Source organism: Massilia rubra (assembly GCF_011682065.1).
Taxonomy (GTDB): domain Bacteria; phylum Pseudomonadota; class Gammaproteobacteria; order Burkholderiales; family Burkholderiaceae_D; genus Telluria_A; species Telluria_A rubra.
Genome location: NZ_VUYU01000004.1, coordinates 20,687 through 35,871, shown reverse-complemented (window position 1 = coordinate 35,871; position 15,185 = coordinate 20,687). Strand labels below are relative to the sequence as shown.

The window sequence follows — 15,185 nt, the reverse complement described above, 5'->3', positions numbered from 1 at the left end:
CGCGGGAAGGCTGACCGATGCTTGCAGACGACCAAAAAGTGGACCTGGAAACCGCGCGCGGCATGCTGGTGTACCGCGATGCCGCGCTCCCCACGACGCTGTTCTACTATGCCGCGACCCGTCCCGCTATCGCACGCGGCGACGATGGCAACTACCAGCTCACCCTGGTCCATTACGACCGACCCATCGACGGCCTCGCCGGCATGCTGTCGTTCGTGGTCGACCTGCAGCCCGACCCGGTAGAGATGGACAATATGGAGCGCGAACTGGCGGCGCGCTACCCGGGCGCCGACCTGCAGTTCGAGCCGATCGCCTGGAGCGACGGCACGGTGGCCGCCGCCATCATCGGTGGCGGCGCCGTGACCGCCACGCCGTCGCTGCTCGGCCAGAATTCGGCCGCGCTGGCGATCGGCTTGACGACCGATCAGTATGTGTTGCTCAGGGGGAGCGCCGGGGCGCCGGCGGCGGCGCCCATCCAGATCGTCTACTCGCTATCGTACGCGGCCTTGCGACCCATGTATGGCGCAACGATCCATTTCGACGAATCCAAATTCCGCGACTGGGTGCAAAAAAAGTGTTCGGCCAACTTCGTCGTCATCAGCGTCGAAAAGACCGACACCTTCGAACAGCTGCGCCAGGACGGCGTCCTGCGCGTGGAGTCGGTCAACCAGACCGGTGGCGACGCGCCGCCCGGCTTGCGCGACGCCTTCCTCAAGAGCCTGCAAAGCATCCTGACGCCGCTGCCGCGCTTCGCCCCGGCGCCCGAAGCGAACACCGGAAACTGGCTCGTCGGTTTTGACTGCGCCACCGTGCACGACGTGCAAAACATGTCCAGGCGGCTCGACACCGATATGCAGGTCACGGGCGTGGTGGCGCGCACGGCGGTGCTGCAGGGCGCGCCGGGCGGCCTGGCCGAGGCGCTGGCGCAGCGCCCCGACATCGAACTGTCCACCAGCGCCAGCTTCACCCAGTCATTGACGGTGCGCTGCCACGACCGCTTCGGCGGCCGGCCGCTGCGGCGCGCCGACGTGCGGATCACGCCGGCGCCGTCGGCCAGGGACACGAACGTTGTCGGCTTTACCCAGCCGACCGACGCGGCGACGCTGCAGCTCACGCGTGCGTCGGGCAACACCGCGCCCACCACCTACGACTGCACGCTGTACTTTGGCGCCGGCGCGACGGCCGACGCCGCGCCATGCCAGTCGGGCGCCATCGCCATCGCGCCCGGCCAGGCCTATCTCGACGTCGTGCCAGCGCTCTGGTACACCTATCGCCAGTACCTGGCCAGCGTGGCCGACGATTTTCCGTGGGAGCTGGTGCGCTCGGTGCGGCTGGAACTGAACGGGCCGGCCGCGCTGGCCTGCACGCCGGCCGTGCTGGACATCGACAAAACCACGGCGGCGCTGGCGATCGATGCGTTTGCGCCAACGAGGGTCGACCTCGACGCCGTGGGCTATACCGCCACCTATACCCCGCGCCTGGGCGCGAAGTTCAGCATCCCAGGCCAGCCAGCCGGGGCCGCCATTTTCTTGAATCCCCTGCGCCGGCGCAGGGTGACCTTTCGGGTCGCCGCAGGGTACCACTGGCAAGCCACGAGTGCGATCGAGGTGGTCGTCGCCGGCGCTGCCGACAACCCGCAGTTGTGGGTCGACGGCAAGCTATGCCTGACGCCGGCGCAGCCGCAGCGCGAATTTATCTATTGGTACGCGTTCGACAAAACGCTGAGCTTTCGGTGGCGCTTGCGCGACGCCGCCGGCGCCGCCTCGGCGCAGATATTGACGACGTCAAGCGCCCTCGAAGTGATTTTCCCGCAACCACCAGCAGTCCCTTAACCCACCGGAGAAGCGCATGATTTACATTGACAAGAACAAGCTCACCGTCGACGGCGTCGACGTCTACCCGGACCACGCCTCGCCGACCCAGTTCTGGTATATCCCGGGCACGATCGCACTGGCGCAGCGGGCCGGCAAGAGCGTGCTGTCGTACTTCTGGTACACCGACTCGGAAAACGACACCGATGGCACCGGCTTCCTCAATTTCGAGGTCAACACCAGCGTGCCGCAAGCCACGCTGGACAAGATCAAGGCGCAGCTGGACTTGCCAGCGGGAACAGATCGCGCCAGCATCCGCCTCTCCACCGTGCCCTACCAAACGGGCAGCGTCAATTTTTCCGTGCTCGGGCCGATGGCGGCGCAGGCTGCCGATGCCAGCAAGGACGACACCGTGGTCTATCAAAGCGCGGAGCAACTGGTGTGGCGTGCGGGCTCCTCCTCGCTGGTGGGCGACAACGCCGCCGTGTGTTCGGTCACCTTCAGGAAGGAAGGCAAGCTGGCGGCGGCCATGAAGGCAGCGCTGCAGAGCAAAGGCCAGCACATCGCCGCCGTGTATCGCCTGGAATTTCTTGCCATGCGGCCGTCCGTGTCGTTCAAGGTCACGGGCGAGTTCAAGAAGACGATCGAGGATTTCCAGGCCAGCATCGGCACCCAGATTCCGCTCGAAGCGTTCGTGCTCGACCTGGGCATCAACGCCCGCTGGCAGAAAATCATGCAAAACACCGACCTGAAGATCGAGGTGGTGAACTACACGGGCAAAGGCGATGCCGAGCTCGAGGGCCTCAAGTGGGCGCGCCAGCTCTTGCTCGACTACGTGCTCAAGAACTTTTTTGAAGTCCAGCTCGGCAACGACCCGAACGCCTGGAGTCCCTTGAAGGACGAACCGAAGGTCGACGAAGCCGTGCAGCGCTCGAAAGCGACCGAAGTGGCGGCCGCCGACAAGGTCGAACAAGACACGGCTGGCGAGGCCGACAGCCCGGAAAAGAGCGAGCAGTCGGCGGCGGCCGTCAAGGAAATCGTCAAGGCGGCGACGCTGATGATACCGAAAGTGAATATCCGCGCTTCCTACTACCACGGCAGCCAGGTCAACTCGATCGACTTCCTGTACTCGGAACAAAACGCGACAACCATGGTCGTGTTGCCGCAGGCGCTGGTCGGGCTGGGGCCGGACGAGCAGGCCGCCGACCACATCACCACGCTGAACCGGGCCCAGGACCCGTTCGGGCGACGCTACAACGTCGCCCTGTCGGTCCCGGGCGCCGACAGCCAGGCCAGGCTGGGCCTGCAAACGCTGAACGTGCAGGCGCGCTATCCGGCCGGCAGCCCGAAGGACAAGCAGGCGTCATACAGCCTGAGCATCAATGGCGGCCAGACCAGCGGGACCAATCCCTTGCCGTTCCAATACGACGCCAAGGGCAACGCCGGCGTCGAATACAGCGCCGACTTCGTGTTCGCGCCCGACGCCGGCTGGGACAGCGATACCTACCAATACACCTTGACCGGCGTCAGTGAAACGGGCGTGGTCGCCACCATGGCGGAGTCGGTGGCGGAATTCCTTACCATCAACATCGAACTGCGCGCCGACTTCGTCTGGGACGACGCCGAGCAGGCGCTGGTCATCCTCTCGAGCAAAAAGTGGAATGGCGACAAGCGCGTCGTCATTCAGAAAGGGAAGGAAGCGCCGCAAGTGTTGCGCATCCGCAGCGACGCCAAGTTCCGCGCCGAAGCGGTCAGCTACCGGGTCGAACTGTCCAAGGGCAACAAAACGGTGTATGCCTACGGGCCGCTGCCGATGCAGGACAAACATATCATCGTGCTCGACCAATACGCCGAACATATTCCGGTCTATTTCAATGCCCGTTTCGAGGACGACAGCGTCGATGTCACCTTGACGTATGACGATGGCGACGTCGTATGGGAAGACCAGTTTTCACTGGACGCCGGGCAGACGAGAGTCGCGCGCATCGTTCCGGCGATGAAGTCCATCGCGCAAAAAAGCACGCTCGAAGCGCAGTACGACATCCTTTACGCCTCGGGCGCCACGGCCCGCGGCACGGTCAAGGGCGGCCAGAGCGCGACGATCCGCGCCGCTACCGGTGCGACCTCATGACGAGCCTGGGGGCGGCGCGCCAGGCACACGCCGGGGTGGAACGGGCGCGCGCCATCATTGCCGCGCGCGACCCCGGCGCGGGGCGCGAATTTGCGCGCGTCACAGGCGCCGCCGCCGCAGCCTGCGGCGGCGCATGGGTGGGAGATTGCCTGAACCAGAACGACGCGCCGCTGGAATTTAGTTTCAGCACGGCCTGCCGCGACTTGCGCTACACCATGGAAGTGGGCGGGCGCGCCAGCGCGCCGGGGTCACGGCTGGCCATCGTCAACGCCTTGCTGACCGAACTGGGCCTTGATGCGGACTGGGATGGCGTGGCGCGCTCTTTCCCGGCGTTGCAGCGCCATGCCACCTTGGCCTGGGGCGCCTGGCTGGCGGCGCGCCAGCCGCGCGCCCCAGGCCAGCGCGAGCCTGAGCCTACCCGCTACAAGATTTATGCGGAAGTGCCGGCCGGTCCGCACGACGCCGCCATGACCTTGCTGCGGCGGTATCTGGGGCCGGCGCCGTTGGCGGCGGCGCCGCACGCCCAACTGGTCATGCTCGGCGCGGCCCCCGGCTCGCAGCGCTGCGAATTTTACTTCGAACTCGGTAGCCGCGAGCTGAGCTTCGATTGCCTGCGTGAGCTGCTCGCGCACGTCGGCCTGGCGCACTTGCGCGATGAACTCGCCGCGCTGGTGGGGCGCTTCGATTTCCGGCGCGGGCGCAGCGCGGACGGCTTGCCGCAAGCCCAGTACGGCTTGAGTTACTCGGTCTTGCCGGACGGGCGGGAAGCGGAGTTCTCACTGCTCGCGTTTGCCGCCGACCTGGCCGGCGGCGAAGCCTGGGTGCGCCAGCAGGTGCTCGCCGTGGCCGGCCAGCGCGGGCTGGACCTGGCTCTCTACGGCGCCCTCACCGCGCCGCTCGCGCAGCCTCATGCGGGAGCCAGGTTCCACAACATGATCACGTTTTCCGTCGGCGAGCGGGCGCCGCCCGGATGGCAGATTTCCGTCAGTCCGCCACCCGGTGTCCATGTATCCCAAGCACCGGCGTCAGCCGAAGCAAGCCACCGCACGGCCCGTGCGGCGAAGCGCGCAGGCCGACAGTGCGACACATCGCTGCCGGCTCGCGCTGCGCGCCACTTTCCGCAATCCGTACTTAACCAAAGGAGCTAGTGCAAATGTTAACCATGTCATCGATCACCGTACAACGGGGACGCGCGGCGAAAGCCGATCTCGGCGCCGCCCTGACCAACCTGTCGGCCGACCTCACCGCGCCCGTCACGCTGAGCGACGCGGCCGGCGCCAGCTTCTACCTGCCGAGCTACCGTCCGGCCGCCCAACAACAGGGCGGCCACGAGGCGTTTGCGACCACCCTGGGCGCGGATGGCACGCTGACCCTGTTTCTTGAAGCCGGCATGCCCGACGACCTCGCCGGCGAACGCAATGGCGCGGCGCCGCTCATGGACGGCGCCGCCTTCACGCTGGTGCTGCCGGCCAACGGGGCGCGCTTCCCGCTGCGCGTCACGCCCCAGGGCGCCATGCTGCAGTTATCGGTGCAACTGGCCGGTGCCCAGCGCGACATGGTGCGCACCGCCCTGTTCGACGCCACGCCGAACGTGGCCGTCGAGGTGCTGCACACCGTGCTCGTGGCCGCGCCGCAGAGCAGCGCTTTCATCGAGCGCAATTGGGCTGACGACGCGGTGCGAACGGGTTTGCTGGACCTGTTTGGCGGTATTCCATTCGACGCGGCGTCCACCTATTTTCAGATGGCCAGCGACACCGATCCCGATTTTCCGCAACAGTATCTGCTGTTGGCCTGCGTCTACAGCGCATCGGTGGGGGTGCCGCCGCTGCCCGGCTACCTGCAGTGGCAAGTGAGCTGGAATGGACGGGCGTATAACTATTACCAGGACAACCGCGAGCACACGCACGTGTTTTTCCTGCCGGACCGGTTTGAATTCGCGCGCGGCCCCACCGGCGAACCCACCATCTCACTGCTGCAATTTTCCGTGCCCGAAGGCGCGACGTCGATCGAGCAAACCCGCGCCAGCTTCCGCTATTTCGGCAATCCCGTGGTCGAGCCCACCAGGATAGACCAGGCCGCGCGCGCGCTGCAAGAGAGGCTGGGCGTGGCGGTGCAGATGATCAGTATCGAGGATGGCCACGATGTCAAAAAGACGTTCAGCCAGTACCTGCCCAATAGTGAAGCGAGCAGCGAGAGCGGCAATCTGATGGTGCAGCCGCAGGCCGACGTCAACCTGGCCCAGGGATTGAGCAATCAGCTTGACTTGAACCTGACCCAGTTCCGCGCCCTGTGGGCGGCGATCTGTAGCGACGCTCCCGAGAAGACGCTGTTTCGCGGCTGGGTCGACATCGAACTGTCGGCCGGCAGGTATGCCGACCGGATCGACTTCAACGGCCGCTTGGCGGCGGGCAATCGAACCAGCTTCCTCGATGATATTCTGGATGTCTCCACCAGCAACACCTATGCCACCGACTTCAACATCAATACCGTGCCCGCCGTGTTCAAGGACCATCCGGAGCTGCTTGAAATCGCACTGACATTTGCCGGCAACAAACCGGTGCTGCTCGACCCCGCCACGCCAAAGGCGACTGTCCGCCTGGAACGCCCGATCCGCGACATCATCCTGGGCCAGGGTGCGGCCAATGAGCACCCCTACCAGATGCGCGTCGTGCGCGACGATGGCGCCGAACGTCACGGCAATTTTTCGACCGATTGCGCCGTGCCGAGCTTATGGATCAAGCAAAGCATGATCGATGCGTGCACAGATGACGCCTAAGCGCCGGCCCCAACAAACCAACGACAGTAAAGGAGAGTAATCATGGCAGGAAGAAAGCTGTTCACCAATCAAAGCGCCTACGCACTGGCGGTCACACTGCAGATCCGCCGCAGTGACAACCCGAACAATCTGGCTGGCACCAAGCAATTTACGCTCGCGCCCTCTGAATCGCAGTGGCAAGACTACGGCAACGACAGCGACATTTACCTCAACGGCTTCAAACTGGTCGCCAGCCAAAACGGCGCGCTCATCGGGCAGCAGGATATCGTCGTGGTACGCGGTTCACCGCTGGACAACCAGCTCAACATGTTCAATGCCGTCGACTTCATCGGCGAGAACCTGGGCTACTCGATCAGCACGCGCCAGGTGTAGCGCGCAATGGCGGGCAGGAAGCGCCCGCTGAGCGGGCGTTCCCTGCCCTACTGCCAGCGCCTGGCGCAAGGTGCGCCAGGACCGGCTTCACAGCGCTTTCAGAACGTCCGCCGTTGCCGCGTCAAAGACCTTGGCCGCCTTGACCGCCGCGGCACTGTTGAGTGGATCTATTTTCGCAGCATCCAGCGCCGCACCGGCCGCCTTGATTGCCTTGTCATAATTGGGTGCGCTTGGCTTCAGGCTCTTGACGTAAGCGACTGCCGCATGGGCCACGGCGTTAGCGTTACTCCATACAAACGAGCCGGCATCGGGATTGGTGCCCTGGTTGGCGCACGCGGCCCAAAAAACACGCGTCTTGCTACCCGGCTGCCTGGCCGTATTGGCTTTGATCAGTTTCTGCACCGCGTCGGTTTTGAGCAAGTCCTGCAGTTTGGTATCCTTGCCGACCATGATGACGTTGGTCGCGCCTTTTGGTATGGCGGCCTGTACCGCTGTTTTCAAGTCGGCCAAATCGTGCAGCACCAGGTTGGGCGCCATTTCTCCTGCCTTGAAGACCTTCGGCATGCCCATCGGCTGCAAGTCCGTCACCGCCGTGATCGAGGTCCTCAATACCAGCCGGTCGATCGGCTTGTTGCCGACCAGCGCCAGCGCCGGGCCGTCGGTCAAACCCGTTCCTACGGGCTGCAACAAGTAAAAATCCACGTTGGCAGGCATGACGAAATTGTCGGCGCCCCCTTCATAACTGCCGTGGCCGGCGAGAATGAGGTCGGTAGAACTGGTGGTGATAGGCATGGAAAACTCCTCGTAGTTGAAGCACCATTACTGGCGGTATGGAGCGGCGACGAACATCGGCCGCGCTGGGCCGCACGGGCGTTTCGGCCCGCGCGTAACAGACGATACGATGTGGAGTGAAAAGAAATAAGTATCACTACGGTAACGCCGCGCATGTTACATGCCGCACGTCGGCGCGGACCGTGGGCCTTCGTCATGACCGTCCGCCTGGCGTGCGCGCATGCACAATGGGTAATGATGAATACTTGACATCAAATCATCACCCTGGAGATATAATCGTTGTTGCAAGTTGCGTAATGCTTCGGTCGATTTCGACGGGGAATTTTGCAGATTGCTCGGTGAACTGGCGCTGCGGCTATGCGTGCATAGTGACTTGCGCAGTATTTTGATTTAGCAATTTGACTTGCTTGACGTCAAATTGCTTTGACAGAAGCGGGCATGGCTACACTACAAGGACAACACACCCAGGAGTGCCTCCATTTGCGCTCCTTGCATGTATTTGGGCGTAATCAAAACAAGGTCGACACCTTGGTCGACAGCGCGGACGTGTCGCAAGTGCACGCGTCGATACGCTGGGATGGCGGCAACTGGCTATTGTGCGACCACAGCCGCAACGGCACTTACATCAATGGGCAAGCCGTCGGCGCGCGCGCCGGGCATGTGCTGGCGCCCGGCGACACCATTCGCTTCGCCGGCGCCGCCAGGCAGTGGCGCGTGCTCGATCTCGATCCGCCGCTCCCGCTCTTGCTGCCGTCCGATCCAGCCCAGCCAGCCATCGCACTGACGGGGCTGCATTTATTGCCGGACCAGCATTCGCCCGAAGCGGCAGTCTATCAGGATCAACACGGCCAATGGCTGCATGAAGATGCCGACGGCTGCCATCTGCTCAACGATGGCGATACCTTGTGCGTCAATCAGCAGACCTGGCACTATTTCGCCTGCATGCCGATCGAGGCGACCGCGCCCCTCGCTGTGCTGCGCAACACCCGGGGGGGCGTCATCAAGTTTACGTTCACCGTCAGCCAGAATGAAGAGCATGTTCAGTTGCGGCTCGCGCTCGGGCCATCGCTCGCCGACCTGGGCGAGCGCAGCCACCATTACGCCTTGTTGATCCTGGCGCGGCAACGCGTGTTCGACGCGCAGCGCGGTTTCGATCGCTACAGCCAGGGCTGGCTCGGCGCCGGGCAATTAGCCGATATGCTGCGCATCGACACCAAGCACCTCAACATGCAGCTGCACCGCGCCCGACACCAGATCAGCGACGCCGTGGGTGGAGATCCGATGCTGGTCAATTTCATCGAACGCCGCCGTGGCGAATTGCGATTTGGAAATTTCGCTTTCGAGATTCGCGTGGGAGCCCGCCTGGAAGCCGTCTTCGATCCCAGCAGGACGCATGCGCAGTCCGCCACGCACGCCAGCGCCGCGCGCTGAGGTCGCCACCCCCATTGCTGCGCACGCCGAGCCAGTGCGCATAGTGCTGCCGGGTTGAGGCCACCGCCCCCATCATGCGCGTTGTTGCTCCATGCCCGGCACCGGGCGCCATCCCCCGCAGCCGCATCAGGTCCCCATGCACGCTGCCATCGGCCTTACACACCTGGTTATCCACGCTGATTGACGATCAGTCTGCGTGATTGAGCGGCGGCGTCCGCGCTTGTACAGTCAATATATTTAACGGCACCGATATCGGAAAAATTGATCCCAAGCGAGCGCCGCCTGCAAACCACCACTTTCGACAGTGCGCGTCATCGCTACCGGTTAGTGACATTGCTCGGCCGTGGCGGCTACGGCGCCGTGTTCAAGGCCTTGCGGCTCGACACGCTGGACACGGTGGCCATCAAATTGATCAACCCGCCCGATCCAGCTTACCCATCCGGCAATGGCGCCACGCCACTGCAGCAAATCCGGCACCTGCGCCACGAAATCACACTGGGCGCCGGGCTATGCCACCCCAACCTCGCCATCTTGCATGATTGGGGCGAGACCGCCGACGGCCAAGTGTTCGCCGTCTTCGACTATGTGCCCGGCGAGACGCTGCGCGAGCGCCTGTTGCTGCGCGGTGGCATGGATGGCCGCTCCGCGGTGTCGTTAATGGCCCAGGTGCTGGCGGCGCTCGTCTATCTGCATGCGCAAGGGATCGTCCATTGCGACATCAAGCCGCACAATATCATGTTGCTGCCGGCTGATCCGCTCACGCCGGCATTACGGCGCGCAAAAATCATTGATTTCGGCAGCGCAGTCCGGCTTCCCGTCGATCCCTTCTCGCAGTCCGGCGCACGCACCGCCTGCTCGCCGGCCTACAGCGCACCGGAACAATTACGCGGCGCGGTCCCGACCCCGGGTGTCGACATCTATGCGTGGGGCCTGGTGCTGCTCGAATGCCTGAGTGGCCAGGCCATCGTGTCCGGCCGCAGCATGCGACACATTATTGAACAGCAAGTCAGCGATGAGCTGATCCCCATACCGGTGCAACTTGCCGCGCATCCACTGGGCGCACTGCTGCGACAGGTAACACACAAGAACGCGCAACGACGCATCGGCGACTCCGCACAGTTACAGCGGCAATTGTTGCTGATCGATCTGGCTGGCATGCACGATGTCGGGCCAGGCCTGCGGCAACAAGCGGTGGCGGATAAGTGTGACGACGCGCCGACGCAATCGCGTCCCTTCACGGGATGCCGTTATAGGGTGTGATCGGGTGATATCGGGCGTGGTCGTTGATAACGATGCCGCGCGGTATTGTTGTCCTGCCAACGAGACAAGCGCCGTCCCGAACCAGCTATTTCCCCAACATGAAAGCAGGCATCCATGGAAGCGATCATCAGCGAGCACATTACCAAGTCCGGGTTGGCGCCCGGCGCGCCCTTGTTCAACCTTGACGACACCGTGCGTGACGTCATGGAGCGCCCCATCGAGGGCGCGGAAATCGAAGCCGCGCTGGGCCGGCTATTGGCCAGCGCACACTTCGCCAAGGCCCATCGCATGCGCCGCCTGCTGCGGTTTCTCGTCGAGCGTCGCATGGCGTGCCCGGCGCAGAGCTTCAAGGAAGTCATTATCGGGATCGAAGTGTTCGACCGCGATCCGGCGCGCTACGATCCCGCCGACGACCCCATCGTGCGGGTGCAAGTGGGTCGCTTGCGCAACCGCTTGCGCACGTACTACGCACTTGAAGGCAGCCATGCGGACGTGATGTTTTCGGTGCCACTAGGCAGCTATGCTCCGGCAATCGAGCGCGCCGGGAGCCACGCCGGGACGGCAAAAACATGCTACACGCTGGCCATCGGACCCGTGCAGTCGATCACGACCGACGCATCGGCGCGCTATTTTTCTCTCGGGCTGAGCGAAGAACTGTCGGACCGCATGTACCAGCAATTCGGCAGCAGCGTGGTCCAGCACGACATGTTTGTACAGTCCATGCCGGGCACGCACGCCGCGCATGCGCCGCCACGTCCGCATCTGCACTATCGAATAGAAGGCAGCGTGCGTTTCGAAAACGACCGGATGCGCGCCAGTTTTCGCCTGCTCGACCTGTGCAATGGCAGTATCACCTGGTCCAGGCAGTTTGATCGCCACGCCTCGGCCACCCTCCTTTTACAGGAACAACTAGCCACGGCCGTGTGCTGCGAATTGCAGGATTACTTTTCCGCCCGTCAAGTGCGAGCGGTCTGAGCATCCGTGTTGCGCCAGAGGCGCCGCTACCGTAACTGTTACCTTCAGATACTGATGCCGGCGCAATGAAAAAGTTATCGTGGAACCTGACTTCAAGTGGCGGCGCGACATGTGCCGCCACCCACGCCCGCCATTGCCCAAGGATCGCTCATGATGACCGAAAGCGCACTTCAGCAGGACACCGGAAAATCGCTCCCGCAAGCGCTGCCGGACCCGTTCCCGGCCACAAACATGGACGCGCTCAATGTCGCCACGCCAGACCTGGTATGCGACTGCCGCCGCATGTTGCGCTACGCCAGCAAGAACGGCATGCTGCTCGTTGAGCAACTGGTCAACGATATCGCGAAGCTCGACTCCATCCTGGTAGACAAGCGCATGGAGCCGGTGTCCGACGTCGCCCAGGCCCTGGTGGCGCCCTGGTCCGGCGCAGCCGACGCCGGGAGCGCCGATGCCGGCCGGACGACGCCCGGACCGGTCAATGCGCAAGTGCTGCTGCTGATGGTGCACCAGGAGCTGTCGGCCTTGATCACCCCGGCCACCGCGCTCACGCTGGCGGTGTCGGAACCGTCGCCTGGCAAGCATCGACTGATGGGAGGGGTACCGCTGGTGGTCAAGGGCGCGGCGCTGGTGGCCGTCATCTGCGCGCTACTGTTCATGACAACCGCGCATTTACTGGCCACGACCGACAACATTGCTGACACAGCGCAGGGCGACGCCAAAGGAGCGCACCCATGAACGGCGTCGGCTTCGATGGCATGGTGTTGTTGGCATTGCATATTTTTTCCGGCGCGGCATTGGGCGCGGCATTCTATGTGCTGGTCAAAACCCAACCTTACCTGGTCAAGCGTTCCTACGATCCCAGGTATAACGCGGTCTACATCGCGCGCTTCATTACGGGGGTGATCGGCGGCGTGATCCTGGCGACGGCCCTGGGCCCGGCATTGAAACAAGCGCTGGAGGCGGTCCCGGGCATTGCGCTCAGCTCTTCAGGCGTGTTGGCCATCCTGGGAGGTTACGCCGCGGAAGCCGTTGAATCGATCATGCAACGCATCGTCGAAGTCATGCTGGCGACGATACGCGGTGATGGCAGCGACCAGGCGCAGGCAAAGATGACGGCGACACAGGCCGACACGCGGGCGGCCGTCGAGAACATCTTGCCGGATCTGCGCGACGCCAGCGGCGATCCGGCCAAAGTCCAGGCAGCAATACAGAGAATACGTACTGTCCTCAAGAATTCCTGAGCTTTTTGATAAGGGGAAGTTAAATGAACTTGTTGCCGATTCTGCTGTTGAGCTTATCGCTCGCCGGCTGTGCCGAAGTCCCCACGCAATCGGCGCAATTGTCCACCGTATTGGGACAAGACCTGATGCAGACGCAGCGCGCCCATCTGAAACTGGTCGAGCTGTATTACGCCAGGGTCGAGGCCGACGCCAACCGTTTCGTCGATGACGTCTATGCGCCCCATCAACTCAACTCCACCTGGAAGCAATACCCGAAAATCGCGAGCGCGACAGGCCGGTCGGCAAGTCCGATGGGTGTCGACCAGGATCGCCAGGCCGACCTTGATTTCCTCAAGGTGTATTTGATTGCGGTCCGAAATAACATCGAAGATTTTCGCAAGAAAAATCTGGCGCCGATACGCGAACAGCAAAGGCTCGTCACCACCAGGATCACCGAGTCGTACGAACATATGCTGCAGGCCAATACCGCTGTCACCGCCTATTTATCGTCCCTCGCGAAGCTGAAAAATGAACAGGACAAGGTGCTGAAGAACATGGTGCCTGCGGCCCGGCAGGAAGAGGCGTCCAGGTCGCTCGCCGAGGTGTCTGAAAAGATCGACACCCTGCACAAGGACGCCCACAAGGAAATAGCCAACGGACGAAACGACGTGAGCAACATCGTCCATCAATTCGAAATGTTAATGCAACTTGGCACGGCACATTAGGAGCAACGCATGAGTGATAACGACGATTTCCAGCATGCACTGGAAGACAGCTTGGCCCAGGATCAAGCGGCGTTCGAGAATGGCGATGGCAACGACAAGCATTTGAAGAACGTCTCATCCCTGTCCCTGGACGACATTGCCGATGCCATTCCCGACGGTGGCGGGACGGCCGCCCATGCCGACCTGGTTCGCCTCCTCGAGGAAGCCACCGAACACAATATGCAGCAGGCCGAGCTCGGTACGCGGATTAGCTCCTTGGGGCAGTCCGCGATGGCGATCGCCAAGCTGGTTCCATCACTGGCGGCGATATTGTAGTTGACCCCGACGCGCCTGCGCCGTCCTCGTTCTTACAACGCGCCAGCGGCAGCGGCGTACTTTTCGATTCGCAAGGAGCCTTCCATGATCAATAACGCAAACACCCCTGTGGCGCCCGACCCCGGCGCAACGCCATGCTGGTCGACCATTGGACGCCTGGCTGCCGGTTTGCAGCCAGGCAGCCGCGGCGCCAAAGTAACGCAACTCCAATCGCTGTTGGGTGTCGCGCCAGATGGCGTGTGTGGTCCGGCCACCGAGCACGCCTTGAAAATCTCGTTTGTCACGGCAACCTATGCGGACGCCCGCGCCAGTCAAGCCACGACCCGCGTCCCGGCTGCGCTCACGACGGCGCAAGCCATCCTCGAAACGAGCTACGGACGCAGCGTGCCGACCGACATCAACAGCGGGATCTACAGCTACAACCTGTTCGGCATCAAGTCGCATCCGCAGCAGCGGTACGTGACGATCTGGACGCACGAAGTAGTCAAAGGCATTTCCGAACGCAAGGAATGCAACTTCGCGGCCTACGACAGCTTTCAGCAGTCGCTCGATGCGCACGCGACGTTCTTGACCGCCAACCCGCGCTACCACACGCTGTTCAATTCAAGCGACCCGCATGTCTGGGCTGAGGGCTTGCATCAACTGGGCTATGCGACGGACCCCGAGTATGGTCCCAAGCTGATCGCGATCATGCGCCAATGGAACCTTACCTGATGCGCACTTACTTAGCGTAAATGCACGCTGTAACGCAAGGATGCTGATCGTTTTATTGCAAGAGAACTACCGTCACATGAATACGACACTGGGCCGCCCGCCTCCGCTTTCACGGAGCATTCTGATCACATAGAGGAATATCATGAATACCAAACACCACCACATTCAAGCTCAACATTCTTTTGAAGACAATTCGCGCACGCACACGTTTTTCAACAAGCGGGCGCTGGCATTCGCGCTGTGCGTGATGGCGGCTGGTCCAAGCATGGCCGACGGTCTTGTCATTCGTGGAGGGACTTGTTCGGCCGACGCTTTCAAGAAAGGCGCCGAACTGTCCCAGGACGACACCATTACCAACCTGAGCGCCAACTGCACCAGCGCCACCAATGACAAGACCAAGTTCGCCGCGTATACCGCAGGCATTCCCGGGCCAAACTACTGCGTCGGCACCTTGGCCGCAGTGGAAAAAAATAGCGGTAAAGTCAAATCCGATCCCAAGACCGGCAACCCGCTGCACTGCCTTGTGTCGGGCAAGGCCAGTAAGCTGGCGGGCGTACTGACCCGACGCTGAGGTCCGCCGTCCCGCCCCCAGGCATCGATACATATATTCATCGGCCTGGGGCGGCCGGCCGCCAGTCATGCGGGCGCCACATCCCTTCTTCC

At 62.8% G+C, this 15,185-nt stretch carries 15 protein-coding genes; 14 read left to right on the top strand and 1 reads right to left on the bottom strand.

The annotated features are described in order from the left end of the window. Positions 1–17: 17 nt before the first annotated feature. The 5 genes from F0185_RS07085 to F0185_RS07065 are packed head-to-tail and all read left to right on the top strand — an operon-like array spanning position 18 to position 7,090. Complete coding sequence (locus F0185_RS07085) at positions 18–1,832, top strand: hypothetical protein (RefSeq protein ID WP_167222927.1); 1,815 nt, start codon at positions 18–20, stop codon at positions 1,830–1,832. A gap of 16 nt (positions 1,833–1,848) precedes the next feature. Beyond that, positions 1,849–3,942, top strand: coding sequence for a hypothetical protein (locus tag F0185_RS07080; protein ID WP_167222925.1), 2,094 nt, complete (start codon positions 1,849–1,851; stop codon positions 3,940–3,942). After that, positions 3,939–5,090 carry a hypothetical protein gene (locus F0185_RS07075; RefSeq protein WP_167222923.1) on the top strand — a complete coding sequence of 384 codons (1,152 nt, stop codon included), beginning with the start codon at positions 3,939–3,941 and terminating at the stop codon, positions 5,088–5,090. Before F0185_RS07080 ends, F0185_RS07075 begins: the two co-directional genes overlap by 4 nt. 5 nt (positions 5,091–5,095) lie before the next feature. Further along, a complete protein-coding gene (locus F0185_RS07070; RefSeq protein ID WP_167222921.1) occupies positions 5,096–6,718 on the top strand; it encodes a hypothetical protein in 1,623 nt (540 codons plus the stop codon). Positions 6,719–6,760: 42 nt separating this feature from the next. After that, positions 6,761–7,090: a hypothetical protein gene (locus tag F0185_RS07065; RefSeq protein ID WP_167222920.1), complete on the top strand. Its 330-nt coding sequence runs from the start codon at positions 6,761–6,763 to the stop codon at positions 7,088–7,090. A gap of 87 nt (positions 7,091–7,177) precedes the next feature. On the opposite strand, the gene F0185_RS07060 is transcribed toward F0185_RS07065, so the two are convergent. Then, a complete protein-coding gene (locus tag F0185_RS07060) occupies positions 7,178–7,882 on the bottom strand; it encodes a putative adhesin (RefSeq protein ID WP_167222918.1) in 705 nt (234 codons plus the stop codon). Between the two features lie 438 nt (positions 7,883–8,320). Here F0185_RS07060 and F0185_RS07055 point away from each other — a divergent pair, with 438 nt between their 5' ends. From F0185_RS07055 to F0185_RS07015, 9 genes are all read left to right on the top strand, one after another. Next, entirely contained in the window at positions 8,321–9,313 is a 993-nt protein-coding gene (locus tag F0185_RS07055; RefSeq protein WP_167222916.1) for an FHA domain-containing protein, read from the top strand. 261 nt (positions 9,314–9,574) lie between these two features. Next, positions 9,575–10,573, top strand: a complete 999-nt coding sequence (locus F0185_RS07050) for a serine/threonine-protein kinase (protein WP_167222914.1) — start codon at positions 9,575–9,577, stop codon at positions 10,571–10,573. Between the two features lie 114 nt (positions 10,574–10,687). Then, positions 10,688–11,548 (top strand): hypothetical protein, encoded by an 861-nt coding sequence (locus F0185_RS07045; RefSeq protein WP_167222912.1) that lies wholly within the window; start codon positions 10,688–10,690, stop codon positions 11,546–11,548. Between the two features lie 150 nt (positions 11,549–11,698). Further along, entirely contained in the window at positions 11,699–12,283 is a 585-nt protein-coding gene (locus tag F0185_RS07040; RefSeq protein WP_167222910.1) for a hypothetical protein, read from the top strand. Next, positions 12,280–12,789: a hypothetical protein gene (locus tag F0185_RS07035; protein WP_167222908.1), complete on the top strand. Its 510-nt coding sequence runs from the start codon at positions 12,280–12,282 to the stop codon at positions 12,787–12,789. The genes F0185_RS07040 and F0185_RS07035 overlap by 4 nt, the downstream gene beginning before the upstream one ends. A 23-nt stretch (positions 12,790–12,812) precedes the next feature. Then, positions 12,813–13,493 carry a hypothetical protein gene (locus F0185_RS07030; protein ID WP_167222906.1) on the top strand — a complete coding sequence of 227 codons (681 nt, stop codon included), beginning with the start codon at positions 12,813–12,815 and terminating at the stop codon, positions 13,491–13,493. A gap of 9 nt (positions 13,494–13,502) precedes the next feature. Next, positions 13,503–13,808, top strand: a complete 306-nt coding sequence (locus F0185_RS07025) for a hypothetical protein (RefSeq protein WP_167222904.1) — start codon at positions 13,503–13,505, stop codon at positions 13,806–13,808. 84 nt (positions 13,809–13,892) lie between these two features. Further along, positions 13,893–14,522, top strand: coding sequence for a glucosaminidase domain-containing protein (locus F0185_RS07020; RefSeq protein WP_167222903.1), 630 nt, complete (start codon positions 13,893–13,895; stop codon positions 14,520–14,522). Between the two features lie 142 nt (positions 14,523–14,664). Further along, a complete protein-coding gene (locus F0185_RS07015; protein ID WP_167222901.1) occupies positions 14,665–15,093 on the top strand; it encodes a hypothetical protein in 429 nt (142 codons plus the stop codon). Positions 15,094–15,185 lie beyond the last annotated feature (92 nt).